This is a genomic window from Mesorhizobium sp. WSM4840, from assembly GCF_055811755.1.
Map to the genome: position 1 here is coordinate 328,824 of NZ_JBVVQD010000001.1, position 26,941 is coordinate 355,764.

Genomic DNA, 26,941 nt, shown 5'->3' on the forward strand with positions numbered 1-26,941 from the left:
CCGCCATGCCTCTTGCTCTTTACGCCCTCGCCGCCGGTGCCTTCGGCATCGGTGTCACCGAATTCGTCATCATGGGCCTGCTGCTCGACGTCAGCACCGATCTCGGAGTCTCGATCTCGGCCGCCGGCCAGTTGATTTCCGGCTATGCGCTCGGTGTCGTCATCGGCGCGCCGCTGCTGACGATCGCCACCGGCCGCTGGCCGCGCAAGACCGTGCTTCTGGCGCTGATGGCGATCTTCACGCTGGGCAATCTCGCCTGCGCGCTCGCCCCCGACTACTGGACACTGATGGCTGCCCGCGTGCTCACCGCCTTTGCCCACGGCACGTTCTTCGGCGTTGGTTCGGTCGTTGCGACCGGGCTGGTGGCGCCAAACAAGAAGGCCTCGGCGATCGCCCTGATGTTCACCGGCCTGACCATCGCAAACATCCTCGGCGTGCCCTTCGGCACCTGGCTCGGCCAGGCCTTCGGCTGGCGGGCGACCTTCTGGGCGGTAACCCTGGTCGGCATCGTCGCCTTCGCCATCATTCTCCTGCTGGTGCCGCGCAGCCAGGCAGCGCCTGAGAAGAGCAACCTGAGCGGCGATCTCGCCGTGCTCGGCCGCGCGCCGGTCCTGCTTGGCTTCGCCACCACCGTGCTTGGCTATGCCGGCGTCTTCGCCGTCTTCACCTATATCGCTCCCCTGCTGACCGAGATCACCGGTTTTGGGGAAGCAGCCGTGTCGCCGATCCTGCTGGTCTTTGGCGGCGGCCTCATCGCCGGCAATCTGCTTGGCGGTAAGTTCGCCGACCGCTGGCTGGTGCCTTCCGTCCTCGGCAGTCTCGTTGTGCTGGCGCTGGTGCTCGGCACGATGACCTTCGCCCTGCACAGCCAGGTGATGGCCGTCATCTATGTCGGCCTGCTCGGCGCCGCCGCCTTCGCCACCGTGGCGCCGCTGCAGATGTGGGTGCTGGAAAAGGCTGAAGGCGCCGGCCAGAGCCTGGCCTCATCCTTCAATATCGCCGCCTTCAACCTCGGCAACGCCGCCGGCGCCTGGCTCGGCGGCGTGGTGATCGCCCATGGCCCCGGCCTCGGCGCCGTCAGCTGGGTCGCCGCCCTGCTGCCGCTCTCCGCACTGGCCGTGGCGGGATTAGCGCTGCGCCTCGACCGCAGCTCGGAGCTCGGCGCACCGGCATCCGCCCGGTCGTGACGATCCCAAACAAATCCAACCACCCTTCGATACAAGGAGCAAAACCATGGATTATCGACGTCTTGGCGCCTCGGGTCTGAAGGTCCCGGCGCTCTCGTTCGGCGCTGGAACCTTCGGCGGTTCGGGGCCGCTGTTCGGCGCCTGGGGCAACAGCGATGCGACGGAAGCGCGGCGGCTGGTCGACATCTGCCTTGAGGCCGGCGTCAACCTGTTCGACACCGCCGACGTCTATTCGAATGGCGCCTCCGAGGAGGTGCTCGGCGCGGCCATCAAGGGCCGCCGCGATGCCGTGCTGATCTCGACCAAGACCTCGCTGCCGACGGGCGACGGTCCCAACGATGCCGGCTCTTCCCGCTCGCGTCTCATCAAGGCCGTCGAGGATGCGCTGAGGCGTCTCGGCACCGAATACATCGACCTGCTGCAACTGCACGCTTTCGACGCCGCAACGCCGATCGAGGAGGTGCTGTCGACGCTGGACAGTCTCGTGCGCGCCGGCAAGCTGCGCTATGTCGGCGTTTCCAACTTTTCCGGGTGGCAAGTAATGAAATCGCTCGGCCTGGCGGACAAGCACGGCTACCCACGCTACGTTGCCCATCAGGTCTATTATTCGCTGGTCGGGCGCGACTATGAATGGGAGCTGATGCCGCTCGGCCTCGACCAGGGCGTTGGCGCGCTGGTGTGGAGCCCGCTCGGCTGGGGCCGCCTGACCGGCAAGATCCGCCGCGGCGAGCCACTGCCGGAAACAAGCCGGTTGCACGACACCGCAGGCTTCGGGCCACCGGTCGAGGACGAGCAACTCTACCGGGTCGTCGATGCGCTCGACACTGTCGCCAAGGAAACCGGCAAGACGGTGCCGCAGATCGCCATCAACTGGTTACTGCAGCGGCCGACCGTCGCCTCTGTCATCATCGGCGCGCGCAACGAGGAGCAGCTGCGCCAGAACCTCGGCGCCGTCGGTTGGTCATTGACATCAGACCAGATGAAGAAGCTCGACGCGGCAAGCGCGGTCACCGCGCCCTATCCGCATTTTCCGTATCGCCGGCAGGAAGCCTTCGCCAGGCTCAGCCCGCCCGCGGTCTGACCCCGCTCGATACATCAAACGTCCGGGGATAGGGCGTGTTGAGATTTAGGTCAGGCCGCGCCGAGAATGGTGGCTTCCGAGAACCGGAGCGGAGCGTACTTAAAGTAGGTGAGCCCGCGCATGACCCCGAAATCGAGATCGATTTCGGAAAGGTCATGCGCAAAATCAAAGTTCTACAGCGTCCTTTGCCCGCCCAATAGGGCGCGCGGCGCTGTAGGTAAGCGCAGGAAACCGCCATTCGCAGGCCGGCCTCACCTGAATATCGACACGCCCTAATGCAGCACGAACTCGCCGTCCACCTTGTGCCATTCGTTAGGCGCGATCAGCTTCTGGTGCGTATAGCTCACCGAATGCAGCGGGCCGTCGAGCTTGGTCTGCCAGAACTCGATGAACCGGATCAGCACCGGAAATTTCGGAGCGATGTCGTAGTCCTGCCAGATGAAGCTCTGCAGCAGATGCGGATGATCGGGAAAATGATAAAGGATCTTGGCCGTGGTCAAGCCGTAGCCCTTGAGCATCAGGTCCATTTCGGAATGGTCGCGCATCGCGGTCCCCTGGTTGATTCTCCTTTCCTCCCAATTTGAAATTGTGCGCGCAATTCGCTTAATCGTCTATTGATATTTCGTAGCTGAGGCCGGGTTTACGACGCAAAAACATGTAGTTAGCAGCGATCCAACCCGAGTGCTGATAACAGTGAAGAAAGCGTCTGCGGCATCCCGCCGCGCAAATCCAACGTCTAATATTGCCGTCACCGCGGAACTGTTAATAATGCGCGCGAATTCGCGGCCGCTTCGCCGTGATGCCGACGGCGGTCAAGCCGGGCGGCTTGGTCTTGGGAGGAAAGTGAAAAAATGTCCGAGGTTCATGTCCATCGCGTCCAGCCGGCGTGGAAGAAGAACGCACTGATCGACAATGACACCTATTTGAAATGGTATGCCGAGAGCGTGAAGAACCCGGACAAGTTCTGGGGCAAGCACGGCAAGCGCATCGACTGGTTCAAGCCCTACAGCAAGGTCAAGAACACCTCCTTCAACGGCAAGGTCTCGATCAAATGGTTCGAGGACGGCGAGACCAACGTTTCCTGGAACTGCATCGACCGGCATCTGAAGAAGCGCGGCGACCAGACCGCCATCGTCTGGGAAGGCGACAATCCCTACGACGACAGGAAGATCACCTATAGCGAGCTTTACGAGCATGTCTGCCGGCTCGCCAATGTGATGAAGAAGCACGGCGTCAAGAAGGGCGACCGCGTTACCATCTACATGCCGATGATCCCTGAAACGGCCTACGCGATGCTTGCCTGCACGCGCATCGGCGCCATCCATTCGGTGGTCTTTGGCGGCTTCTCGCCGGATGCATTGGCCGGCCGCATCGTCGACTGCGAATCGACTTTCGTCATCACCACCGATGAAGGCCTGCGCGGCGGCAAGCCGATTCCGTTGAAAGACAACACCGACAAGGCGATCGACATCGCCGCGAAGAATTTCGTGATGGTCAACAAGGTCGTCGTCGTGCGCCGCACCGGCGGCAAGGTTGGCTGGGCTCCGGGGCGCGACGTCTGGTACCACGACGAGATCGCTTCGGTGAAGGCGGAGTGCAAGCCGGAGAAGATGAAGGCCGAGGACCCTTTGTTCATCCTCTACACATCAGGCTCGACCGGCAAGCCGAAGGGCGTGCTGCACACCACGGCCGGCTATCTCGTCTATGTCTCGATGACCCACCAATATGTCTTCGACTACCATGATGGCGACATCTACTGGTGCACCGCCGATGTCGGCTGGGTCACCGGCCACAGCTATATCGTCTACGGGCCGCTCGCCAACGGCGCCACCACGCTGATGTTCGAAGGCGTGCCTAACTATCCGTCGCAGTCCCGCTTCTGGGAGGTCATCGACAAGCACAAGGTCAACATCTTCTACACCGCCCCGACGGCGTTGCGCGCCTTGATGGGCGCGGGCGACGCCCATGTCACCAGGACGTCGCGCAAATCGCTGCGCGTGCTGGGCACCGTCGGCGAGCCGATCAACCCGGAAGCCTGGGAGTGGTATTTCAACCTCGTCGGCAACGGCAAGGTGCCGATCGTCGACACCTGGTGGCAGACCGAGACTGGCGGCATCCTGATCACGCCGCTGCCCGGTGCCACTGACCTGAAGGCAGGGTCCGCGACGCGGCCCTTCTTCGGCGTCAAGCCGCAACTGGTCGACGGTGACGGCAAGGTGCTGGAAGGCGTTGCAAGCGGCAACCTCTGCATCACCGATTCGTGGCCGGGCCAGATGCGCACTGTCTATGGCGACCACGAGCGCTTCGTGCAGACTTATTTTTCCACCTACAAGGGCAAGTACTTTACCGGTGACGGCTGCCGCCGCGACGCCGATGGCTACTACTGGATTACCGGTCGCGTCGACGACGTCATCAACGTCTCCGGCCACCGCATGGGCACGGCCGAGGTCGAATCAGCACTGGTTTCACACGAGAAAGTCTCGGAAGCCGCCGTCGTCGGCTATCCGCACGACATCAAGGGCCAGGGCATCTACTGCTACGTCACATTGATGGCCGGTGAGAAGCCGGGCGAAGAGTTGCGCAAGGAACTCGTCGCCCATGTCCGCAAGGACATCGGCGCCATCGCCACGCCCGACAAGATCCAGTTCGCTCCCGGCCTGCCGAAAACCCGTTCCGGCAAGATCATGCGGCGCATCCTGCGCAAGATCGCCGAGGACGATTTTGCCGCGCTCGGCGATACCTCGACGCTGGCCGACCCGGCGGTCGTCGACGACCTCGTCGCCAACCGGCAGAACAAGAGGGCCTGATGCATTGGGTGCCGTCACCGGGCTTTGGCGCTATCCGGCGAGTTCGCTCGCTGGCGAATGCCTGGAGGTGATCTCGGTCGGTCTGGAAACCATCGATGGCGACCGCCTGTTCGGCCTTGTCGATGCCTCGAATAATGAAATCGCACGGCCCGACCGCGAGGCGAAATGGCACAAGGTGCCACGCATCCGGACCCGGTTGTCGCAAGCCCGCGAACTGGAGATCGCGACGCCACAGAGCGATTGGCTGCCAGCGCCTGGAGCCGAAAGCGACCGCGCTGTTTCCGCCTTTCTCGGCTTCGAAGCCTCGATCCGGCCGTTTCGCCGGGAAGATGCTGCGCCGGATTACGCCGGTCCCCTGACCGTGGAGCGTTACCGCAAGGCCCCCATCCACCTCCTGACCACCGCTTCGCTGGCGCGCCTGAAGGCGCTGCATCCCGACGGCACCGCCGACCCGCGCCGGTTCCGCCCCAACATCGTCGTCGACATGCCGGCGGTCGAGGGATCATTCCCGGAGACGGAATGGATCGGTCGCAAGTTGGCGATCGGCGACCTGCTGTTGACGATCTCGGAGCCGTGCCGCCGATGCGGCTTCACCATCATCGCACAGGATGGTTTCGACCACGATCCGGCAATCCTGCGCAATCTGGTCCGTCACAACGCGCATAATCTCGGCGTCTACTGCACGGTCGACCGGCCAGCCCGCGTCGAAATCGGCGAGACGATGCGGTTGGTCTAATGCATGTTGCCCAAAAGTGCGCAGCGGTTTTGGGATAACGACATGTATAAAAACAAGGACTTAAAGCGCGTCGCGCGTCGCGTGAATCCTTTCAGACGCGACGCGCTTATTAGTCCGGTTGGGCCATGCCGAACGCGCCGCGACGAGCCGGACGATTGCCTTCTCGCGCGACCTCACCTTCGCGCCCGTACAGCCGGGCAACTGTCAGCGGCACGCCCTGCCCTCACGTTCGTATCCAGAAGCTTGCGCCAATACCAACCGAACGGCACCATAATGAGCGCAGCAAGGATCAAGATCGTTGGCAACCATTGGCCTATGTCAGCGACCTCGCAGCCGCTAATCACCGCGCCGACCTATCCACCGTGGACGAGGCAATTCGTCGGCGTATCCATATGCTGCATTCACACTGACCATCCCGAAGGAACGCGTCGATAACCCCCGGATCTTAATGAGGGGCAGCTAGTGTGCCGCGGCCGAGATGTTTTGGTTGAGGCTGAAAAAATTCATGGGATCATATTTCCGCTTCACCTCGGCAAGCCGACTGTAATTATCACCGAAGGAGGCACGGATCACCTGGTCCGCGGGTTCGCTCTGAAAGTTGAGAAGGTGCATGCCACTCGAATGCGGCTCGAACGCATTGTACATGGCCTGCACCCAGGCTATATGCCTTTCGCTTTCGGCCGGATCCGTCCACTGCGCGGTCATCCCAATGTTGTATTCCGCGTTCCGCTGGGCGAAGGCAGAGTCCGTGCGACTGACCCGGCCCGGCGCGCCGCCGTAGAACTCCACGAGACAGGCCGAGAGAGGCGACTCCATGCGGTTTCCATGCTCAACAAGCAGGTCGATGACCGTATCGGTAAGTTGCGGAACGAAGCTCGCCTTCCAGTAATTGTGGGTGCCGTCCGGGAACGCCCCGTCCAGCAGCTTCTGCATCGACGGGTAGGGCATTGGCTGTATGGCGTCGACCAGCGGCGGACCGAAAGCTCGCAGCGGCGCCAGCACGCGTGCACCTTCTTCCATGTCACCGCACCAGCATGCGACTATGCCGACCGCCGGCATGCCGTCCGGCGTCGTCAACATGGCCGCGTAGGCAGTCAGTTCCTCCGGTGCCGTGGCCATGAAGTCGCGATAGAAGCGCAGCACCTCGCGGGCCTTGTCGCGGCCGTGAACAATCAGGCCGCCGAACACCGACGATATTTGCTGCGCGCGGAAGGTGAAGCAGGTGACGATGCCGAAATTGCCGCCTCCGCCGCGTAGGGCCCAGAAAAGGTCGGGGTGTTCTTCTGCGCTGGCCGTCAGCAGGCGTCCCTCAGCCGTCACCAGCTCAAACGAGATCACGTTGTCGCAACTCAGCCCGTGCTTGCGGACCAGCCAGCCCACGCCGCCGCCGAGTGTCAGCCCGGCAACGCCGGTCTTCGACACGACGCCGACCGGCACCGCCAGCCCATGCAGATGTGTCTCGCGGTCGAGGTCGCCAAGCGTCGCACCGCCTTGCACCCGCACGGTGCGCGTCTTGGGTTCAACCAGCACGCCACGCATGGCGGAGAGATCGACAACAATGCCGTTGTCGCATAGTGCCCGCCCGGCGACATTGTGACCGCCCCCACGGACCGCGACGAGAAGGTCGTTTCTGGCGGCGAATTTCACCGTGTGGATTACATCGGCGACGCCGAGGCAACGTGAAACCAATCCCGGATGCCGGTCGATTGCGGCGTTCCAAATCCGGCGCGCCTCGTCGTAGTCGGCATCAGCGGGCCGGATTAAGCGTCCAGCCAACCCGACGGCGAACTCATCGATAAGATCAGTGCCAATCCGCACGCCACTGCGGTTTTGAAGCTCCGTCACTGCCATGTCCCCCTCCTCAGCCTCGTCGCACGTCAGCATTGACCAAGCCTCGGAGGCGAAAGGCAGCATAACACCAGCGGGCGGGGTTGTGATGTGCCAAAACACCCTCGATCAGATCAGCAGACGCGCCACCGCGTCTGGTGCGCGGCCTTGCGCAGTCTGCGCTTTGGTGCGGCACACTTTTGGCCTATGGCTGCACTGTTGCGTTTGGTGATGCTAGGCCTGTTTGCCGCCGGGATAGGGCGGGCGGAGGCACCGCAAATAGCATCGTCTCCGCCGATGAAGTGCGAAACTGGTCCAGCGAACAGAACGTTCGGCGGAGCGAGTTGGATCGTCTGCAGCTGTGATGACCAGCCTTCGACGGCAGTCGTCTCTGCGCAGGGCAATCCGGTTTCACCCGACGCCGCTGGCGACGCTCTCTTCAAAATGACCCCAGCAGACTTTCGCAGCGCTTCTTGCAGCAACCAAGGCGTCAAAGACTAACCGCTGAGCCGTTACGTTTATGAGTTCACAACCTAAACCAACTACCGGTACAAATCCGCCCGCGTCGGCGGCAGGCCGCTCGGGCCCCGCGCGCGCTTGGTGACGACGGTCTGGAAAATCTGCGCCGAGCCGCGTTCGAAAGTGATCGAACAGCCGGTGAGATAAAGCAGCCAGAGGCGCGCCTTGGCTTCGCCGACCTCGGCGATCGCTTCGTCGAAGCGTGCGTGGAGGCGCTCGGCCCACAGGCGGCAGGTGCTGGCGTAGTGCTCGCGCAAATTCTCGACATCGTAGACAAGAAAGCCGTGCGCTTCGAGATTGCCAAGCGTCATGCCGATCGTGTCGAGCTCACCGCCGGGAAAGATGTATTTGATCAGCGCCTTGAATTCCGGGCCCTTGCGCAAGGTCTTCTTGACGCTGCCCTTGTCGCGCCGGGTGATGGCGTGATGCAGATAGATGCCGCCCGGTTTGAGCAAGCGATGAATGGTCGAGAAATAGGCGGCGTGGTTGGCCAGCCCGAGATGCTCGAACATGCCGATCGACGAGATCTTGTCGAAGTGGCCGGACAGCTCGGCATAGGACTTTATCTCGATGGTGATGCGATCCTCCAGTCCCTCGGCACGGATGCGCTCGCGGGCGAGCTCAGTCTGGGCTTCCGACAGCGAGACGCCATGGCCGACGACGCCATAATTTTTCGCGGCATGCATGAGCATGGCTCCCCAGCCGCAGCCGATGTCGAGCAGCCTTTCGCCGGGCTTCAGCCGGAGCTTGCGGCAGATATGGTCGAGCTTGTCTTTCTGCGCCTGGTCGATGCCATTGGCGAAATCGGTGAAATAGCCGCAGCTATAGACCATGCGTTCGTCGAGGAAGAGCCGGTAGAAGGCGTTCGAAATGTCGTAGTGGTGCTGGATTGCTTGCCTGTTCGACCCGCTGACGAAGGGGTTGCGGCCGGAAAGGTCGGTCCGCGCCGTCATCTGCTTTCGCGAAAACAGCACGGCCGGCAGGTCGCGCAGGACCGCGAGCTTAGGCAACGACTTGAGCTTCGTCCTGAGCTTGCCGTGCGCAGGCAGAGCGTAGAAATCGAACAGCGACCCGTCTTCCACGTCGATGGTCTTGGAGATCCACATTTCGATCAGCGTCGAGAGGTTGGGCCGGCGCATCACCTGCCAGACGATGTCCTGGTCGTTGATGGTGACCACCGGGCCGGTGGCGGGGCCGATCCGCTCGCCGTTCCACAGCTTGACCGCGAAACCCGGCTTCAACGTCTCGATAACCGTTCGAACGATCCGTGCGGCTCTGTCGGCTGCCTCCATCCCCGTCCTTCCTACTCATCCCGCTGGTGGTCCGGCAGCGACTTTGCCTGTCCGATCGGATAGCCGCAAGCAGTAGCGGCAAACGTGCACCGCATTTTCGAGATGGCGGCTTGCCATTTGCGGATCGACACCCCATCATGGGGGCGTCTTCAACAAATCGAAAGGAGGTGATCCGATGTCGAGTGATTTCGTTTTCCAGAACGTGGCCTCAGCGGATTGCACTTTCGGGAAGCAGTCTTCCCGTTAAGGCGCGAGATGCGCGGCCGGCGACGCCTGGAGCGCCGCGCGTCCTTTGGACGCGCAAAGGACGCTCCAGCACTTTAACACTTTAAGTGACACGTCGCCGCCATGAGCCGCGCCATGGACGGAAACACGGAAGGCCGCCGACTTCGAAAGAAGCGGCGGCCCTTTTTCTTGTCCGGATCCTCTCTGGTCAATGCCCTCTATTTGGTCAATGCCAGGCTTTCGATGTTGTGCGCTATGTCCTGGAAAGCCTGGTTGAGTTCCGTCCCGTTGGCGGCCTGATAGAAGTGCTTGATCTTGGCGGTATCCGGGCTCGCGCAATTGTGCAGTGTCGCCTGGGCAATCTCTTCGTTGAGATCGAAACCGATGGTGAAGATTTCGATGCCCTTGGCGCGCATGGCGGTACAGAGCGTCTTGGCTGCCGTGCGGGTCGGTTCCTTGCCGGCATCATTGTAGACCTCACCGACAGTGGCGGCATCGAAATAGGACAGGTTGAACTCGCCGTCGGTCATCAGGATCGCGATTTTGGCGACCTTGTTCGGATCCGCCTTGGCCGGCCGCTGCGAAGCATTCATCACGCTGCCCCAGCTTTCCGAAAGCATGTACCAGCTCCACTGCACGCCGATATGGCCCGAGGTGCCGCCCGATGCGACAAAGGTCTTGATGACGTTCTTGAGCGCCGCGGCGTCCGCCGTCAGCGGCTTCAACGCGGCGGCCGGGCAGGCAGCCGTGCCGGTCTGCCAGGCAAAGGACGACAACAGGTGATCGCGATTGACCATGCTGACCTCGGGGCCTGCATCCGAATATTGATAGGTGCCTTTGCGCTCGGTGGCGCAATTATCCGGACGCGTTAAGCCGGAGACGTACTGTATGGCGCCATTGCCTGGCGCTTGCTTGCGCTGGCTGGTCGAGGTTTCGACATAGACGCTGCTGGCGGCAAGCGCGCCGGCATTCACCGAATTGGCGTATGGTACGATGGAGACACGCACCCGGGGGTTGGAGGAGTCCTGGCCGTCCAGGAAGCTGTCGACCGCGTTCGCTGCAGCTGTCCTCAGATCGATGATTTTCTGGCCGGCCATCGACCCTGTGACGTCGAGCATCATCGCCACTTCGATCGTCTTGTCCGAATAGAGCGCTGTCGTCGGTGCGGCAACGCGCTTCATGTCACCCATGCTGAAAAGCGGAAAATAAAGGCCGAGATCGACATGGACGTCCGCCTGAACCGTCTTGGCGGTCCTGTCGATGGTCAATTTGTCGAGGACGATCCGATCAGCCTGCAGGATGCCCGCTCGGCTGTTGGCATCGAGAAACGCCTGCACCGACTTGTTGGCATCGGCTTCCTTGATGACGCCGGTCGTCAGGTCGCGTGCAGTAGACGTCACCGCCGCATCGATCACGCCCTGCAAACTCGACTTGGCGTTGTAGAGTTGGGAAATATTGACGGCAAAGCCGACGCCCAGCGCCAGCACCGACGCAACCATGCCGAACAGAACCGCTAAATTTCCGCTGCGATCCCCGGCAACGCTGCCGATTGCGTGAAAAAGACCCCCAAAATGCCGCATGCTTCCGACTCCATTCGCCACGACCTCAAGGCCGTGTGAAGGCCGCATTGCAGGATTCCGGCCGTATGGCGCCGCGAAGGGACCAACAGCTACCGGCTCATTGTCAAACCGTTGTTTCTGCTTGGTTTCGAAATGCGGCAAGGTGAATAGCCGGTAAACGACAAGCCGCTGCGGCAGTTTCGTTTACGAAGCGCTTACCATGATCCCGATGTCTGCCGTGGAGCACAAGGACTCGATCCCGCTCCGGCACAGGCGGGCTGTGCCGAAGCGGATCAGGCGCATCGGACCTGTACGACGGCCCGGATGATCGTAACAACGGTCGCAGGCCGTTCGCGCTTGCGCTTTTATGCCAGCATCTGCGCGGTGACGGTTCTGTCGACGCCGCGATGGGGCGGGCTGAACAGATTGCTTTCCTGCTCGTAGGTCCAGACCTTGAACAGGCTGAGCCGGTGCGGGCCGAAACTGTGCAGCAGCGGCACGTCGGTCGCGTCGCGACCGCGCGCGATGACGACCCGGCCGATCCTCGGCATGTTATGGCGGGGATCGAACGTGTACCATTTGCCGTCGAGGAACACTTCCAGCCACGCCGAAAAATCCATCGGAGCCGGGTCGACCGGCACGCCGATGTCGCCGAGATAGCCGTTTGCGTAGCGGGCGGGAATGTTCATGCAGCGGCAGAGCGTGATCGCCAGATGAGCGAAGTCGCGACAGACGCCGACGCGCTCCTCATGCGCTTGCGCCGCCGTGCGGGTTGGGCGCGCATAGCCGTAACCGAACGACAGACGGTTGTGGACATAGTCGACGATCGCCTGCACCCGCGCCCAGCCGGATGGAACAGGGCCGAAAACCTGCCAGGCCAGATCACTGAGATGATCGGTCTCGCAATAGCGGCTGCCGAGCAGATAGCAGAGCACATCGTCGGGCAACTCCGTCACCGGCACTTCCCTGGCCAGCGGGTTGACCTCGTCGGCCTCGCCGCTGTCCTCGACAACGGCATCGTAAAGAATGCGAAAGCTGCCGCCGGGCGCCGTGAAGCGGCGGCAGGCGTTGCCATAAAGATCGTGATAGAGCTGGGTTGGGACGGAAGGCGAGGTCAGCACGCGGGTCTGCCGCTTGATGTCGGCCTGGCGGTCCTTATGGATCTCGAGCAGCGAAATCACCGGGGTGGCTTCAGCGCAGTCAATGGCGATTTCGTAGCCGAGCCGAATCAGCATCGCGGTTCCCCTCTTTTTTGAGTGTTGTGGAAGACGATTAGGTTAACGCGAGATGGCCGGCCGTGGTTCCCTGGTCTTGTCGAAAAAGGCGATCTCGCGCCTTCCCATGCCGCCGATGCGACGTTACGGTCGATCGACAGGCTTTTGGTCCCTTCCGAAACAACCCGGGATAGCAGATGTTCGCAGGCAGAAAATTCGCAGCCCTGCTGTTCGACATGGACGGCACGGTGGTCAATTCGATCGCCGCGGCAGAAAGGGTCTGGGCAGATTGGGCACGACGGCAAGATCTCGACGTTGCCGCATTCCTGCCGACGATCCACGGCGTGCGGGCAATCGAGACCATCGCGCGGCTGGCGCTTCCAGGCGTGGACCCGATGCGCGAAGCCGATGCGCTTCTGCAGGCCGAGGCGGCCGATATCGACGGCATCCTTCCGATCGCCGGCGCAGCGGCGTTTCTGGCGTCGCTGCCGCCCGAGCGCTGGGCCATCGTCACTTCGGCGCCGCGCGAGCTGGCTCTCCTGCGCATCGCCGCCGCCGGCATCCCGCGTCCCGCCATCCTTGTCGCGGCCGAGGACGTTTCCCGCGGCAAGCCAGCGCCGGATTGCTTCCGGCTGGCGGCCGAGCGGCTGGGCGTCGATGCGCGCGACTGCCTCGTTTTCGAAGATGCGCCTGCCGGCATATCGGCGGCCGAGGCCGCAGGAGCCACGGTCGTTGTGATCAGCGCCACCCACCAGCATCCATTGCAAACGCCGCATGCTGCGATCGCCTCTTATGCCGGGCTGGGCATCACGGTCGACGACCGCGGCTGGATTGTCCTCGCTGCGGAGCGCGCTGCGGCTTAGGGTATGTTGAGATTCAGGTCAGGCCGGCATCACTTGAATATCAACATACCCTTAGAAATCGCTGGTCAGGCCCTTCACTTCCCAGTCGTCATAGCGGCCGGGCTCCTTGCCGCCACGGCCGCCGATCTCCCGGGGCATCGCGGCTTCCTGCTGGCGATAGTGTTCGCGCCGGGCTTCCGCTTCCGCCAAAGCGCGGCGGGCTGCCGGCGTCAGCGTTTTTTGCGGCGCGCCGTGACCGGAGCCGGCGTTTGTATTGCTGGTTTCGCCTGTTCTACTGGTTTCGTCAATCATGCGATATTCCCGGCGGATTGAAACCGGCCCCAATTGAAACAGGGCCGCATGTTTCCCATCATATAGCGATGAGCCGATAGGGATCGACCCCTTTTACGCAGGGCCGGCAGAAACGGGAGCAGACGATGAACACACTTCGCACCGCCATGCTTTTGGCCGCGATGACCGCGCTGTTCATGGGCGTCGGCTATCTGATCGGCGGAACGGGCGGCATGATGATCGCCTTGCTGATTGCCGCCGGCATGAACCTGTTCAGCTATTGGAACGCCGACAAGATGGTGCTGTCGATGAACCGCGCCGTCGAGGTCGACGAAAGGAACGCCCCGGAATATTACGCCATCGTGCAGAGCCTCGCCAGACAGGCCGGCCTGCCGATGCCGAAAACCTATCTGATCGACAACCCGCAGCCCAACGCCTTCGCCACCGGCCGAAACCCGCAGAATGCCGCGGTCGCCGCCACCACCGGGCTGCTGCAGCAACTGTCGCATGAGGAGGTCGCGGCGGTGATGGCGCACGAGCTCGCCCATGTGCAGCACCGCGATACGCTGACCATGACGATCGTCGCCACGCTTGCCGGCGCGATCTCGATGCTCGGCAATTTCGCCTTCTTTTTCGGCGGCAACCGCGACAACAACAATTCCTTCGGCATTATTGGCGTGCTGGTGGCGATGATCGTGGCACCGTTTGCCGCGATGATTGTGCAGATGGCGATCAGCCGCACCCGCGAATACGAGGCCGACCGGCGCGGCGCCGAGATCTGTGGACAGCCGCTTTGGCTTGCCTCGGCGCTTGACAAAATCGCCCGTGGCGCCGAACGCATCCGCAACCCGGATGCAGAGCGCAATCCGGCGACCGCCCACCTCTTCATCATCAATCCTCTTTCCGGCGAGCGCATGGACAGTCTGTTTTCCACCCACCCGAACACCGACAACCGTATCGCGGCCTTGCAGGCGATGGCGCGGGATATGGTCGGTGGCGGCTCATCCGACGTGACCCCAGTGTCGCGCCCACGACAGGCCGACGAACAATCGCCATCGGGCCCGTGGGAGAAGGCAACACAGCAGCCTGAGCAGCCGCCGGCGCAACCGGCCCCGCCGAAGCCAAATCCTTGGGGCCGCAATCCGACCGGACCCAAGGGTCCGTGGTCGTGAGCGAAGCGAAACGCCGGCACCGAATTTCAGGCGATCACGAAAACAATGCAGTGAGCCCCGGCGAGCCCGTTGCCGGTCTCGCCGCGCGCAAGGCGGCTGCCCGGCTGCTCGCCGCCGTCATCGATGCCAAAACGCCGCTTGATGGGCTGACCGACCACGAGAACGGCCATCCGCAGTACAAGGCGCTCGACCTGCGCGACCGGGCGCTGGTGCGCGCCATACTGGTCACTGCGCTGCGCTTCCGCATGACAATATCAGGGTTGCTGGCCCGCCGCCTGGAAAAGCCGTTGCCGCCCAATGCCACCGTGCTTTCGCATATTCTGCATGTGGCGGCGGCGCAGATCCTGTTCCTCGATATTCCCGACAGCGCCGCCGTCGACCTTGCCGTGACCCACGCCAAGTCCGATCCGCGCACGGTGCGCTTCTCCGGTCTCGTCAACGGCGTGCTGCGCACGCTGGCGCGGTCCAAGCAGGCCGAGTTGGCTGCAGCGCTTGCCGGTACCGACGAGGCGCCGAAGTGGTTTTCCGACCGGCTGAAGGCCGCCTATGGCGTCGACAAGACCAGGCAAATCCTCGCCGCTCATCGGTACGAGGCGCCGGTCGACTTCACCGTCAAGTCAGATCCCGAGCTGTGGGCCGAGCGGCTCGGCGGCATCGTGCTGCCGACCGGCACGGTGCGCGTGGAAAAGCTCAGCGCCTCCGTCACCGAACTGCCCGGCTTCGAAGACGGCGCCTGGTGGGTTCAGGATGCCGCCGCCAGCCTTCCGGCCCGGCTCTTCGGCGACATCAGGGGTTTGCGCGTCGCCGACCTCTGCGCCGCCCCCGGCGGCAAGACCGCTCAGCTCATTCTCGGCGGCGCCACGGTCACCGCGATTGATTCCTCGAAGAACCGGTTGGCGCGGCTGTCGCAGAATCTCGAACGGCTTGGCCTGTCCGCAGAGATCGTCCAGGCCGATCTGCTCAAATACGAGCCGGAACAACTGTTCGACGCCGTCCTCCTCGATGCACCCTGTTCTTCGACCGGCACGGTGCGGCGGCATCCCGACGTGCCCTGGACGAAGACGGCGGCCGACATCGAAAAGCTCGCCGATCTGCAGCGAAGGCTGCTCGCCCGCGCCGTCACCCTGGTCAAGCCCGGCGGGCGCGTCGTCTTTTCCAACTGTTCGCTCGACCCGCTCGAAGGCGAGGCGCTTCACCGCGCCTTCCTCGCCGGAACGACTGATATCGTCGACGATCCGCTCCGCCCAGGCGAGATCGCCGGCATCGATCCCTTCCTGACGCCGCAAGGCACGCTACGCACCACACCCGCCGATCTGGAGCTCGGCTCACCGGAACGGTCCGGCCTGGACGGCTTCTTCGCCGCCCGCATGCGCAGAGCCGGCTAACGCTGAGAATTTGAAGACTGTTTTAGGGAAAATCCTGCGGAAAACAGGCTGAACTTCCAAGGTCTCCATGGAATTCGCCTTCGCATAAGTTCTTGAATCATATAACTTGTCTTCGGGTTGAGAGGTATGAGGAGGGCTTTTGGCGATCGCTGCCGGCAGCACGACGCGTCTATGGACGCTTGTCGCGAAGGAGTTCTGGCGCAAGACGCGCCGGCGCCTGCGTGCCGGGCCACTCTATCGCTGGCGCTATTCCGGCCGCACGCCGGAACGTGTGTTGATCGCTCCGCCGGACCTGCGCCTGGCCGACCCGCAGATTGCGCTCGAGATCTACTATGGCCGCTATCCGCTGTCGGGACATATGGTCGAGACCGGCGGCAAGTCGCCCTTCCAGATCGCCGTGGCCAATCCCGGCTGGCAAAAGGCCCTGCACGGCTTTCGCTGGCTGCGCCATATGCGCGCCGCCGGCACCGAGCTCGCCGCCGCCAATGCCCGAGCGCTGGTCTCCGACTGGATTGCCATGCACGGCAGCAACATTTCCGGTGTCGCCTGGGAGCCTGGCACGACGGCCAAGCGCGTCATTGCCTGGCTGCAGCATTCCTCGGTGGTGCTGCAGGGCGCTGAATTTCCCTTCTACCGGGCCTTCCTGAAATCGCTTGCCATGCAGATCCGCTATCTCAGGGCGATGGCACGCGAGATGCCGGACGGCAAGGACAGGCTGCGCGCCCGCATCGCGCTCGCTTTTGCCGCTCTGTCGCTGCCGGCGCCGGCATCGGCGCTGCGCGGTGCGACCCGCAGCCTCGCCGATGAGCTCGATCGCCAGATTCTGCCGGATGGCGGCCACATTTCCCGCAATCCGATAACCGTTCTTGAAATCCTCGCCGACCTTCTGCCGCTGCGCCAGACCTATGCCAATCAAGCCGAAACGCCGCCGGCGGCGCTGATGGGCGCCATCGACCGTATGCTGCCGGCGCTGCGTTTCTTTCGCCACCAGGACGGCAGCCTCGCCCGCTTTAACGGCATGGGCGCGACCATCCACGACCGCATTGCCACCATTCTGCGCCACGACGACACCGCCGGCGCGCCTTTGCTGCACGCGCCGCATTCAGGCTACGAGCGCCTCTCAATGGGCGGCGTCACTGTGATCGCCGATACCGGCCCGCCGCCCCCAATCGACGTTTCCAACGCGGCGCACGCCGGATGCCTGGCTTTCGAATTGTCCTCCGGCCGCCAGCATTATGTCGTCAATGCCGGCGTCGACACCTATGGCGCCGCCGAATTCCGGCCGCTTGCCCGCGCCACGGCCGCCCACTCGACCGCCACCCTCAACGACACCTCGTCGGCGCGTTTCAGCCATTCGCTGCGAGTCAACGATCTGCTCGGCACACCGTTGATCGGCGGCCCGCAGCATGTATCTTGCAAGCGCACCGACCAGCCAGGCAGCCAGGGTTTCCTGGCTCGCCACGACGGCTATGTCGCGCGCTTCGGCCTGCTGCATGAGCGCGAGCTGAAATTGTCGACGAACGGCAATGTGCTTGCCGGCAGGGATCGCTTTCTGCGGCCGGGCAATGCTGCGATCCGCAACAACGGCCGCGATTTCGTCACGGTGCGCTTCCACATCCATCCCGCCATAGGCCTGCTCCAGGACGAGCACGGCCGCCTGGTGCTGACCGCCGAACAGGCCGACACGTGGGTGTTCACCTGCACCGAGGTAGCGCCCGAGGTCGAGGAATCCATCTACTTCGCCGGTTTGGGCGGCCCGCGCCGCAGCCGGCAGATCGTGCTGGCCTTCAAGGCATCGGAGGTTTCCGAAGTCCATTGGCAGCTGACGCGAACGGTGATCGCCGGTCAGGTCGCAAAAAGCTGAGACTGCGGTTAGCCTCGCAGTTTGATTTCCAGGCCTCATGTGCTACGGCGCGCGGACACTTTCCCAATCAGCCGTGAAAGGCCGCCAGCCCATGGCCGTCGCCGCCAAGAACATTCCCGCGCCCGACCTCGTTCCCGTTCGTCGCGCGCTGCTTTCCGTTTTCGACAAGACCGGGCTCATCGATTTCGCGCAGGCCCTCGTCTCGGTCGGTGTCGAGCTGGTCTCCACCGGCGGCACGGCAAAGGCGATCGCTGAGGCAGGCATGGTCGTGCGCGACGTCTCCGACCTCACCGGCTTTCCCGAGATCATGGACGGCCGCGTCAAGACGCTGCATCCGTCCGTGCATGGCGCGCTGCTCGGCGTGCGCGACGATCCCGAACACGCCGCGGCGATGCGCGATCATGGCATCGAGCCGATTGATCTGGTCGTCTCCAATCTCTACCCTTTCGAGGATGTCCGCCGCTCCGGCGCCGCTTACGCCTCGATCGTCGAGAACATCGACATAGGCGGCCCGGCGATGATCCGCGCCTCGGCCAAGAACCACGCTTATGTCGCCATCCTCACCGATCCCGAGGACTATGCCTCAGTACTCAACGCACTGGAGATGAATTTCGGCTCGCTCTCGCTGGATTTCCGCAAGAAGCTGGCGGCCAAGGCCTTCGCCCGCACCGCCACCTATGATGCGGCGATTTCCGGCTGGTTCGCCGAAGCCCTAGAGATCGAGCATCCCACCTGGCGCGCCTTCGGCGGCAGGCTGGAGCAGGTGATGCGCTACGGCGAGAACCCACACCAGGGCGCCGGCTTCTACGTCGATGGCGACAGGCGGCCGGGCGTCGCGACGGCGCGCCAGCTTCAGGGCAAGCAGCTTTCCTACAACAACATCAACGACACCGACGCCGCCTTCGAACTGGTCGGCGAGTTCGATCCGGCCCGCTCCGCCGCCGTCGCCATCATCAAGCATGCCAACCCGTGCGGCGTCGCCGAGGGCGCGTCGCTGAAGGCGGCCTACGCCAAGGCGCTTGCCTGCGATCCGGTCTCGGCCTTTGGCGGCATTGTCGCGATGAACCGTACCCTCGATGCCGAGGCCGCCGAAGAGATCGTCAAAACCTTCACCGAGGTCATCATCGCGCCGGGCGCCTCGGAAGAAGCAATCCGCATCGTCGCCGCCAAGAAGAATCTGCGCTTGCTTGTCACCGGCGGCCTGCCCAATCCGCGCACGGCCGGCTCCACCGTGAAATCCGTTTCCGGCGGGTTGCTCGTCCAGGGCCGCGACAATGCGGTGGTCGACGACCTGGAACTCAAGGTCGTGACGAAGCGGGCGCCGACGCCGGCTGAAATGGCCGATCTCAAATTCGCCTTCCGCATCGCAAAGCATGTCAAGTCGAACGCCATCGTCTATGTCAGAGATGGTGCCACCGTCGGCATCGGTGCCGGCCAGATGAGCCGGGTCGATTCCTCGCGCATCGCCGCGCGCAAGGCGCTCGACGCGGCTGAAGCTGCCGGACTGGCCGAGCCGCTGACCAAAAATTCTGTCGTCGCGTCGGACGCGTTCTTTCCCTTCGCCGACGGGCTGCTGTCTGCGATCGAAGCCGGTGCCACCGCCGTCATCCAGCCGGGCGGCTCGATGCGCGACGACGATGTCATCGCCGCCGCCGACGCCCACGGCATCGCCATGGTGTTTACCGGCGTGAGGCATTTCAGGCATTGAGCGATTCTTTCCTTCTCCCCTTGTGGGAGAAGGTGGCCGAGCGAAGCTCGGTCGGATGAGGGGTGTTGGCAGGATCGCTACGATGAAGGCGTAAGCGGCTCAAATCCCTTGATGTTTTCACGTCTTGCTTCTTCCAACACCCCCTCATCCGTCTCGGCGCTACGCGCCGATCCACCTCCTCCCACAAGGGGAGAAGGCAAGAGCCCTACTCCGCCGGCCGGTTATCCGCCGGATACGGCGTGCGGACCAGGATCGCCAGGCCGACGCCGAGGAACAGCACGATAACCGCCATGCCAAGCCGTTGCGAGCCGCTGACCCAACCTATGGTCGATACCAAAAACGGCGCGAGGAAGCTGGTTGCCCGTCCGGCCAGTGCGTAGATGCCGAAATAGCGACCCGATTCGGCCGCAGTGACGCTGCGCGCCATATAGGAGCGGGACGAGGCTTGTACTGGCCCGAAGGCAAGGCCGATCAGCAATCCGTAGAAAATATAGGCCTTTTCCGCCGCCGTGCCGAACAGGCCGCCCGAATCGGCGGTGGAGAGCTGTAGCATCCCGAGCAGCGTGAAACCCGGTCCGGTCGAGACAATGCCGATTGTCGCGATAGACAGCATCACCAGCGAAATCATCACCACCGCCTTGGAGCCGAGCGCCGTGTCGAGACGGGCGGCGATCCAGCAGCCGACGATGGCGACGACGTTGAGGATGATGCCGAATAGGCCGATCTCGGTGATCGACCAAGCGAACATCCCTGCCGCGAAAAGCCCTCCAAGCGCAAGCAGCGCGTTGACGCCGTCCTGGTAGATCATGCGGGCGACCAGGAAGCGGAAGATGCCGCTGCGCTGGCGCACTTCGGCCAGTGTCGACTTCAGCTCCGACAGCCCCTCGCGCACCGCTGGCCCGATCGGAATGCCTTTGACGGCATCCGGGGTGAAGAAGAACATTGGCAGGATAAACAGCAAGTACCAGCCAGCCGACAGCGGCCCGGTCGCCCGAGCGTCCTCGCCGAGCATCGGGTCGAGACCGAAGATCGGGTCGAGACCGATGATCGTCTTGCCGGTTTCCGGCGAGCCGGCCATGACGGCAACGACGAAGATCAGCGCGATCATGCCGCCGAGATAGCCGAGACCCCAAGCGATGTTCGAGATCCTTCCAATCTCGCTCTTCGGCACCAGGCGCGGCATCATCGAATCGTTGAACACTGTCGAGAATTCCGCTGCAACCGACGCCAGTGAAAAGAGCATCGCGACCAGGAAAAGACTCGAGCCGGGGGCGGCAAACCAGAGCAAACAAAGACTGGTGATCTTGATCGCAGCAAAGAACGCGATCCACGGCTTTCGCGGGCCAGTCTGATCTGCGATCGAGCCGAGTATGGGCGACAAAACGGCAATGACCAGTCCCGCTGCGGCGATGCTCCAACCCCAGACCGTCTGGCCAAGTAGGTGCTGGGATTCGACGTAAGTTTCAACTGCGGCTGGACCGGCTGTCTGGGCAGCTTGCATGGCAGCCGGATCCAGAACCATGCGCGAAGCGAAGTAAGGCCCGAAGATGAAGGTGGTGATGACCGTGAAGAACGGCTGCGCTGCCCAGTCGAACAGCATCCATCCCCAGATGCCGCGTTCCGGCGCTCGCTGCACTGCTACCTCGGCCATGTGCCCTCCCACGAACGGCGCCCCGAAGTGGGGCACCGCTCCGCTCTATAGCGCAGTTCTTCCCGGCAATCCCGCGCGATGTGGAAGACTTCTCACAGCGCTGTCAGGTCGCTGATCAGCCCCGATGCCACCGACAGCCGCGACACGGTGATGTCGCCGCCCTCGGTCAGCGCCTGCAGCCGCTCGCGGATGCGCCCGACCCTCTCGCCGCCGGCCTCCAGCCACGCCGCCACCGGGTCCGCCGCCTCGGCATGGCCGATGAGCGCCGCCACCGCGATGCCGCGCCTGGCTGCGCCGATTGTATCGGTGGCGCGGGAAAGCGCCAATTGATCATAGTAGTCGGACGGCGCGATCGAGCGCGCCGCGTCCTCGACGCGAGGAATGCGGAAGGCATCGCTGACCGCGAAAAACGCCTTCGCGGCGACGACGATGTCGGCATTCGCGGTTCGGGCCGTCAGCGCGATGTCGGGGACGACGCCTGCCACATCGGTCAGCGCCAGCCGTTCGGCCAGGCTTTCTGGCGCGCCGCCCTTGGCCAGACCATGCCGCCGTTCCTCGATCCGCTCGCGCGAGAAGGCCGGCAGCAGCGAAATCAGCTTCGGCTCCAGAGCCTTGCGCGCGTCCTGCAACTCGGCGATCCGTTGGCCGAGCGGAGCGGTGCTGGTATCGTTTTTGAGATACCAGCCGCTGGCCACATAGGTAAGCCGGCTAATGGCCTGATAAAGATCGAGCTGCACCTGTCCGTCGATCTGGTTGTCCAGCGCGTCGATCTGGCGATAGAGCGCCGGCAAGCCGAAGCCGTCGCGCACCACGGCGAAGGTCCGGACCACGTCGGCCGTGCTGCGGCCGGTCGCTTCCTGCAGCCTGTTGACGAAGGATGGGCCGCCGCGATTGACCAGATCGTTGGCGACGACACGGGCGATGATTTCGCGGCGCAGGCGATGACCATGGATCTCGGCCGCGTATTTCTTCGCCATACGGTCCGGAAAATAGCCCATCAGGTCACGGTCGAAATGCGGATCGTCCGGCACGTCGCTGGCGACGATGTCGGAAAACAGCACGATCTTGGCATAGGCCAACAGCACGCCGAGTTCGGCCCTGGTCAACGGCTCGCCGCGCGCCTCGCGCTCCGCAAGGGCTGCCGGCGACGGCAGAGCTTCGACATTGCGATCGAGCAGACCGCGCGCCTCGAGCGCGGCCATGAAACGGCTCTGATGGGCGATGTCGGCAAGGCCGCGCTTGCGGGCCAGGGACAGCGCCAGCGTCTGCTCGTAATTGTTGGACAGCACCAGCGCGCTCACCTCGTCGGTCATCTCGGCAAGAAGCTTGTTGCGCGCTGGGCGGGTCAGCGCCCCCTTGCGCATGGCGGAAGCCAGCGCGATCTTGATGTTGACCTCGACGTCCGAGCAGTTCACGCCGCCCGAATTGTCGATGGCGTCGGAATTGCAGCGGCCGCCATTCAGCCCGAACTCGATGCGCGCCCGCTGCGTCACGCCGAGATTGGCGCCTTCGCCGATGACCTTGGCGCGCACTTCGAGCGCGGTCACCCGAACAGCATCGTTGGCGCGATCGCCGACATCCTGGTTGGTTTCTGTCGATGCCCTCAGATACGTGCCGATGCCGCCGAACCACAAAAGGTCGACCGGCGCCTTGAGGATGGCGCTCATGATCTCGACCGGCGAGGCGGTCGTCTTGCCGAGGCCAATCGCCGCCGCTGCGGCCGGCGGCAGCGTGATCGACTTCTGGCTGCGCGAGACGATGACGCCGCCTTCGGACAGTTTTGTCTTGTCGTAGTCCTGCCAGCTCGAACGGGCGAGGGCGAACACACGCCGGCGCTCGGCCATCGAAGCGGCCATGTCGGGGGCGGGATCGATGAAGATGTCGCGATGGTCGAAGGCGGCGATCAGCCGGGTCTGCTCGGACAGCAGCATGCCGTTGCCGAACACGTCGCCCGACATGTCGCCGACGCCGACGACGGTGAAGGGCGCGGTCTGGATATCGCGGTTCATCTCGCGGAAATGCCGCTTGACCGCTTCCCAGGCGCCCTTGGCGGTGATGCCCATCTTCTTATGGTCGTAGCCGGCCGAGCCGCCGCTGGCGAAGGCGTCGTCGAGCCAGAAGCCATGTTTCTCGCTGATGGCATTGGCGGTGTCGGAGAAGGTCGCCGTACCTTTGTCGGCGGCGACGACGAAATAGGGATCGTCCTGGTCGCGCCGCACCACGCCGGCTGGCGGGATGACGCCGTCCAGGCCGATATTGTCGGTGATCGACAACAGGCTGGAGACGTAGTTCTTGTAGGCGGACGCGCCGGCTTCGAACATGGCGTCGCGCCCGGCGCCCATCGGCAGCTTCTTCGGATAAAAACCGCCCTTGGCGCCAACCGGCACGATTACCGCATTCTTGACCTGCTGCGCCTTGACCAGGCCGAGCACCTCAGTGCGGTAGTCCTGGGCGCGGTCCGACCAACGCAGGCCGCCGCGGGCGACCGGGCCGAAGCGCAGATGCACGCCCTCGACCTCGGAACCATAGACGAAGATCTCCCGCCACGGCCGCGGCGCCGGCAGGCCGTCGACCGCCTGCGAGTCGAGCTTGATCGCAAGCGACTGGCCCTTCTCCTTCGTATCGGCAACGAAATGATTGGTGCGTAGCGAGGCCTCGATCAGGTTGAGGTAGCGACGGATGATGGTGTCGTCATCGATGTTGGGAACCTCTTCCAACGCATCCCTGATCTTGGCCTTGAGGTGCTTGGCCGCGACTAACCCTTCCGTCTCCGCCATCGGCCCGAGGCGGGCGACGAACAGCTCATGCAGGCCACGCGCGATCTCCGGATAGCGGTTGAGTGCGGCGGCAATGAAATCCTGGCTCTGCGGGATCCCGGCCTGCTGCAGATAGCGGCCATAGGCGCGCAGGATGATGACCTCGCTCGACCACAGGCCGGCGGTCTGGGCAAGGCCGTTATAGCCGTCATTGTCGATGTCGCCGCGCCAGACGCAAAGGAACGCGTCCTCGAACAGCGCGCCGCGGTCGCCAAGGTCGATCGGCTTGCCATAGCTGTTTTCGAGCTCCATGTCGTGGATAAAGACCATGCCGGAAGCCTCGTCCCCAACCTCGAAGGTGCGCTCGCTGATAACCTGGAAACCGATGTTCTCCAGCACCGGAACCCGTCGCGACAGCGCCACCGGGCTGCCGTGGTGGTAGATCTTCAGCGCCGCCTGATGCGGTTCCTGGTTGGCGTGACGGTAGTAGTCGATGGCGATCGGATTGGCTGCGCTGATCCTGGCGATGCGCCCGGCATCGGCCAACGCCTCCGCCGGCGAGAAGCTGTCGCGATAGCTTCCCGAGAAGCGCGAGGCGATCGCCGTGAGCGCCGCATCGGCGCCGGTCTCGGCCGCGGTCTCGCGCAGAATGTCGTCCCAGGTCCGCACGATGGCGCGGATCGCTGCCTCGATCGTCGCCTGGTCGACCTTCGGCGTCCTGCCGCCGGAACGGCCGATGATGAAATGGACGCGCGCCAGCCCGCCTTCCGGAAAGGCGGGGTAGTAGGCCGACAGCCGGCCTTGGAACACCGTCTTCAGATAGGTGCCGACCTTCTCGCGTACGACGCTGTCATAACGGTCGCGCGGCACGAAGACGAGGATCGAGACGAAGCGGTCGAACTGATCGGCGCGCACCAGCGCTCTGACGCGCGGCCGCTCGATCAGCCCCAGAATGGCTTCGGCGTGCTTGCGCAGGATCGGCACCGGAACCTGGAACAGCTCGTCGCGCGGATAGCTCTCCAGCACGTTGATCAGTGCCTTGCCGGAGTGATCTTCAGGGTTGAAACCGGATTTGGCGATGATGGTTTCGGCTTTCGACCTGAGATAAGGGATCTTCATCACCGAGCGCGTGTAGGCGGTCGAGGTGAACAGGCCGACGATGCGCAGTTCGCCGGCAAGCACGCCCTTGGCGGTGTAGGTCTTGACGCCGATGTAATCGAGATAGATGCGGCGGTGCACCGACGATTTGGCATTGGCCTTGGTGACGATCAGCGGTTCCGGCCCGTGCAGGAAGGCGCGGATTTCCGGCGTCGTTGTCACCGCTTCGGTGCCGCGCCGCAACACCAGCACGTCGGGATCGGAGAGGATGCCGAGGCCGGGCTTTTCGGTGCGCTCCAGCGTGCCGCTCTTCTCGCCGCCGGTGTATTTGAACTCGCGCATGCCAAGGAAGGTGAAATTGTCGTCGCGCAGCCATTCGAGGAAGGCGATCGCGTCGGTGACGTGGGCCTTGTCGAGCGGCACCGGGGCGTAGCGGAACTCCGAGATCGCCTGGTCGAGGCGGGCCAGCATCGGCTTCCAATCGGTGACCGCGGCGCGCACCTGGCCCAATATTTTTTTCAGCCGCTCGGCCAATGCCTCGGCCTGATCGGCCGAAAGACGCGCGATATGGACGTGGATGACGCTCAGCCGCTCATGACTGTGATCGCCCTTGGCAAAGCCGCCATCGCCGAGGATTTCGTCGACGCCGCTCTTGCCGTGCCTGACGACGATGACCGGGTGGGTAACCAGCAGCGGTTCGCCGGCGCTCTCGGTGATCTCGCCGAGGATGGAATCGAACAGGAACGGCATGTTGTCGTTGACGACGGTGATCACCGTTATCGGCCTGCCCTGGCGGACGACACCGGAATCGACCTCTATGGCAACGAGGCAATCGCCCTTCCTGTGCCTGGCGACGGCGCGTCCGGCGAGATCGGCGGCGCGTTCGAGGTCGGCGACGTCATAGGCGGCGACATCTTCGGCCGGCGCACGGGCCAGCAGGTAATCGGCAAGCCTGCCGGGTTTCTCGCTGCCCTTGGCCGTGCTTATCTTTTTCAACTGGCTTGCAGATTTCAGGCCGGCCATGTCGCTAATACCTCCCGTCATATGTTTTGCGACTATGGTAGCAGATGACCGATATTTGGCGACAAAGGTTTGACCGCTTGCGACGAAATGTCGGGATTCGCCGGTGGGTCACCGAAAATGAGGAGAAAATCCGCCATGAAAGACAAAATCATCGCACTTGACCTCGCGCCTGCGGAACTGAGCGAAGCGACGAAAGCCTATTTCGCCAAATGCGAGGAGAAGCTCGGCCTCGTCCCAAATGTGCTTTTGGCCTACGCCTTCGACGAGACGAAGCTGCGCGCCTTCACCGACATGTACAACGATCTGATGCTGGGCCAATCCGGCCTGTCGAAGCTGGAGCGCGAGATGATCGCGGTGGCCGTCTCCTCCGTCAACCATTGCTACTATTGCCTCGCCGCCCACGGCGCGGCGGTGCGCCAGCTTTCCGGGAGCCCGGCCTTCGGCGAGATGATGGCGATGAATTTCCGCGCCGCCGATCTTTCCGCGAGACAGAAGGCGATGCTCGAATTCGCGGTGAAGCTGACCGAGCAGCCGGCGAAAATCGTCGAGGCCGACCGTGCAACGCTGCGTGAGGCCGGCTTTTCCGATCGTGACATCTGGGACATCGCCTCGACCGCCGCCTTCTTCAACATGTCGAACCGGGTGGCGGCGGCGGTCGACATGCGGCCGAACGATGAATACCACGCGATGGCGCGGTGAGGTGC

At 63.5% G+C, this 26,941-nt stretch carries 18 protein-coding genes; 10 read left to right on the forward strand and 8 right to left on the reverse strand.

Annotation, left to right across the window (positions count from 1 at the left end; translation table 11 throughout):
* Window positions 1–5 precede the first annotated feature (5 nt).
* Both AC0L3I_RS01760 and AC0L3I_RS01765 read left to right on the forward strand, forming a co-directional pair.
* Entirely contained in the window at window positions 6–1,187 is a 1,182-nt protein-coding gene (locus AC0L3I_RS01760) for an MFS transporter (RefSeq protein WP_473486240.1), read from the forward strand.
* A 46-nt stretch (window positions 1,188–1,233) separates the two neighbouring features.
* Window positions 1,234–2,268 carry an aldo/keto reductase gene (locus AC0L3I_RS01765; protein ID WP_473525770.1) on the forward strand — a complete coding sequence of 345 codons (1,035 nt, stop codon included), beginning with the start codon at window positions 1,234–1,236 and terminating at the stop codon, window positions 2,266–2,268.
* 272 nt (window positions 2,269–2,540) lie between these two features.
* Here AC0L3I_RS01765 and AC0L3I_RS01770 read toward each other — a convergent pair whose 3' ends face one another.
* The gene (locus tag AC0L3I_RS01770) at window positions 2,541–2,813 is read right to left on the reverse strand and encodes an usg protein (RefSeq protein WP_065011174.1); all 273 of its coding nucleotides are present in this window, start codon (window positions 2,811–2,813) and stop codon (window positions 2,541–2,543) included.
* Between the two features lie 306 nt (window positions 2,814–3,119).
* Here AC0L3I_RS01770 and acs point away from each other — a divergent pair, with 306 nt between their 5' ends.
* Together acs and AC0L3I_RS01780 are read left to right on the forward strand one after the other, a co-directional pair.
* Window positions 3,120–5,075, forward strand: coding sequence for an acetate--CoA ligase (gene acs, locus AC0L3I_RS01775; RefSeq protein WP_473486238.1), 1,956 nt, complete (start codon window positions 3,120–3,122; stop codon window positions 5,073–5,075).
* A 4-nt stretch (window positions 5,076–5,079) separates the two neighbouring features.
* A complete protein-coding gene (locus tag AC0L3I_RS01780; protein WP_473486237.1) occupies window positions 5,080–5,811 on the forward strand; it encodes an MOSC domain-containing protein in 732 nt (243 codons plus the stop codon).
* A 459-nt stretch (window positions 5,812–6,270) separates the two neighbouring features.
* Here AC0L3I_RS01780 and AC0L3I_RS01785 read toward each other — a convergent pair whose 3' ends face one another.
* The 4 genes from AC0L3I_RS01785 to AC0L3I_RS01800 all read right to left on the reverse strand — a co-directional run bounded on the left by AC0L3I_RS01785 (window position 6,271) and on the right by AC0L3I_RS01800 (window position 12,468).
* Window positions 6,271–7,662, reverse strand: a complete 1,392-nt coding sequence (locus AC0L3I_RS01785; protein ID WP_473525771.1) for an FAD-binding oxidoreductase — start codon at window positions 7,660–7,662, stop codon at window positions 6,271–6,273.
* 518 nt (window positions 7,663–8,180) lie between these two features.
* Window positions 8,181–9,449, reverse strand: a complete 1,269-nt coding sequence (locus AC0L3I_RS01790) for a class I SAM-dependent methyltransferase (protein WP_473525772.1) — start codon at window positions 9,447–9,449, stop codon at window positions 8,181–8,183.
* 443 nt (window positions 9,450–9,892) lie between these two features.
* Window positions 9,893–11,254 (reverse strand): TadE/TadG family type IV pilus assembly protein, encoded by a 1,362-nt coding sequence (locus tag AC0L3I_RS01795; protein WP_473525773.1) that lies wholly within the window; start codon window positions 11,252–11,254, stop codon window positions 9,893–9,895.
* Between the two features lie 344 nt (window positions 11,255–11,598).
* Complete coding sequence (locus AC0L3I_RS01800; protein WP_473525774.1) at window positions 11,599–12,468, reverse strand: transglutaminase-like domain-containing protein; 870 nt, start codon at window positions 12,466–12,468, stop codon at window positions 11,599–11,601.
* Between the two features lie 176 nt (window positions 12,469–12,644).
* On the opposite strand from AC0L3I_RS01800, the gene AC0L3I_RS01805 reads away from it, so the two are divergent.
* Window positions 12,645–13,310 (forward strand): HAD-IA family hydrolase, encoded by a 666-nt coding sequence (locus AC0L3I_RS01805; RefSeq protein ID WP_473525775.1) that lies wholly within the window; start codon window positions 12,645–12,647, stop codon window positions 13,308–13,310.
* 51 nt (window positions 13,311–13,361) lie between these two features.
* On the opposite strand, the gene AC0L3I_RS01810 is transcribed toward AC0L3I_RS01805, so the two are convergent.
* Window positions 13,362–13,601 (reverse strand): DUF1674 domain-containing protein, encoded by a 240-nt coding sequence (locus AC0L3I_RS01810; RefSeq protein WP_473525776.1) that lies wholly within the window; start codon window positions 13,599–13,601, stop codon window positions 13,362–13,364.
* 125 nt (window positions 13,602–13,726) lie between these two features.
* Between AC0L3I_RS01810 and htpX the strand changes: the two genes are divergently transcribed.
* The 4 genes from htpX to purH all read left to right on the forward strand — a co-directional run bounded on the left by htpX (window position 13,727) and on the right by purH (window position 19,709).
* Window positions 13,727–14,752, forward strand: coding sequence for a zinc metalloprotease HtpX (gene htpX, locus AC0L3I_RS01815; protein WP_473525777.1), 1,026 nt, complete (start codon window positions 13,727–13,729; stop codon window positions 14,750–14,752).
* Window positions 14,743–16,137, forward strand: a complete 1,395-nt coding sequence (locus AC0L3I_RS01820) for an RsmB/NOP family class I SAM-dependent RNA methyltransferase (RefSeq protein WP_473525778.1) — start codon at window positions 14,743–14,745, stop codon at window positions 16,135–16,137. The genes htpX and AC0L3I_RS01820 overlap by 10 nt, the downstream gene beginning before the upstream one ends.
* Window positions 16,138–16,276: 139 nt before the next feature.
* Window positions 16,277–18,001: a heparinase II/III family protein gene (locus AC0L3I_RS01825; protein ID WP_473525779.1), complete on the forward strand. Its 1,725-nt coding sequence runs from the start codon at window positions 16,277–16,279 to the stop codon at window positions 17,999–18,001.
* Window positions 18,002–18,092: 91 nt separating this feature from the next.
* Window positions 18,093–19,709, forward strand: a complete 1,617-nt coding sequence (gene purH / locus AC0L3I_RS01830; protein ID WP_473525780.1) for a bifunctional phosphoribosylaminoimidazolecarboxamide formyltransferase/IMP cyclohydrolase — start codon at window positions 18,093–18,095, stop codon at window positions 19,707–19,709.
* A 205-nt stretch (window positions 19,710–19,914) separates the two neighbouring features.
* Here the strand turns inward: purH and AC0L3I_RS01835 are convergent, their stop codons facing one another.
* A complete protein-coding gene (locus tag AC0L3I_RS01835; protein ID WP_473525781.1) occupies window positions 19,915–21,360 on the reverse strand; it encodes an MFS transporter in 1,446 nt (481 codons plus the stop codon).
* A gap of 92 nt (window positions 21,361–21,452) precedes the next feature.
* A complete protein-coding gene (locus AC0L3I_RS01840) occupies window positions 21,453–26,237 on the reverse strand; it encodes an NAD-glutamate dehydrogenase (protein ID WP_473525782.1) in 4,785 nt (1,594 codons plus the stop codon).
* A 135-nt stretch (window positions 26,238–26,372) separates the two neighbouring features.
* On the opposite strand from AC0L3I_RS01840, the gene AC0L3I_RS01845 reads away from it, so the two are divergent.
* Window positions 26,373–26,936 carry a peroxidase-related enzyme gene (locus tag AC0L3I_RS01845; RefSeq protein WP_473525783.1) on the forward strand — a complete coding sequence of 188 codons (564 nt, stop codon included), beginning with the start codon at window positions 26,373–26,375 and terminating at the stop codon, window positions 26,934–26,936.
* Window positions 26,937–26,941: the final 5 nt, after the last annotated feature.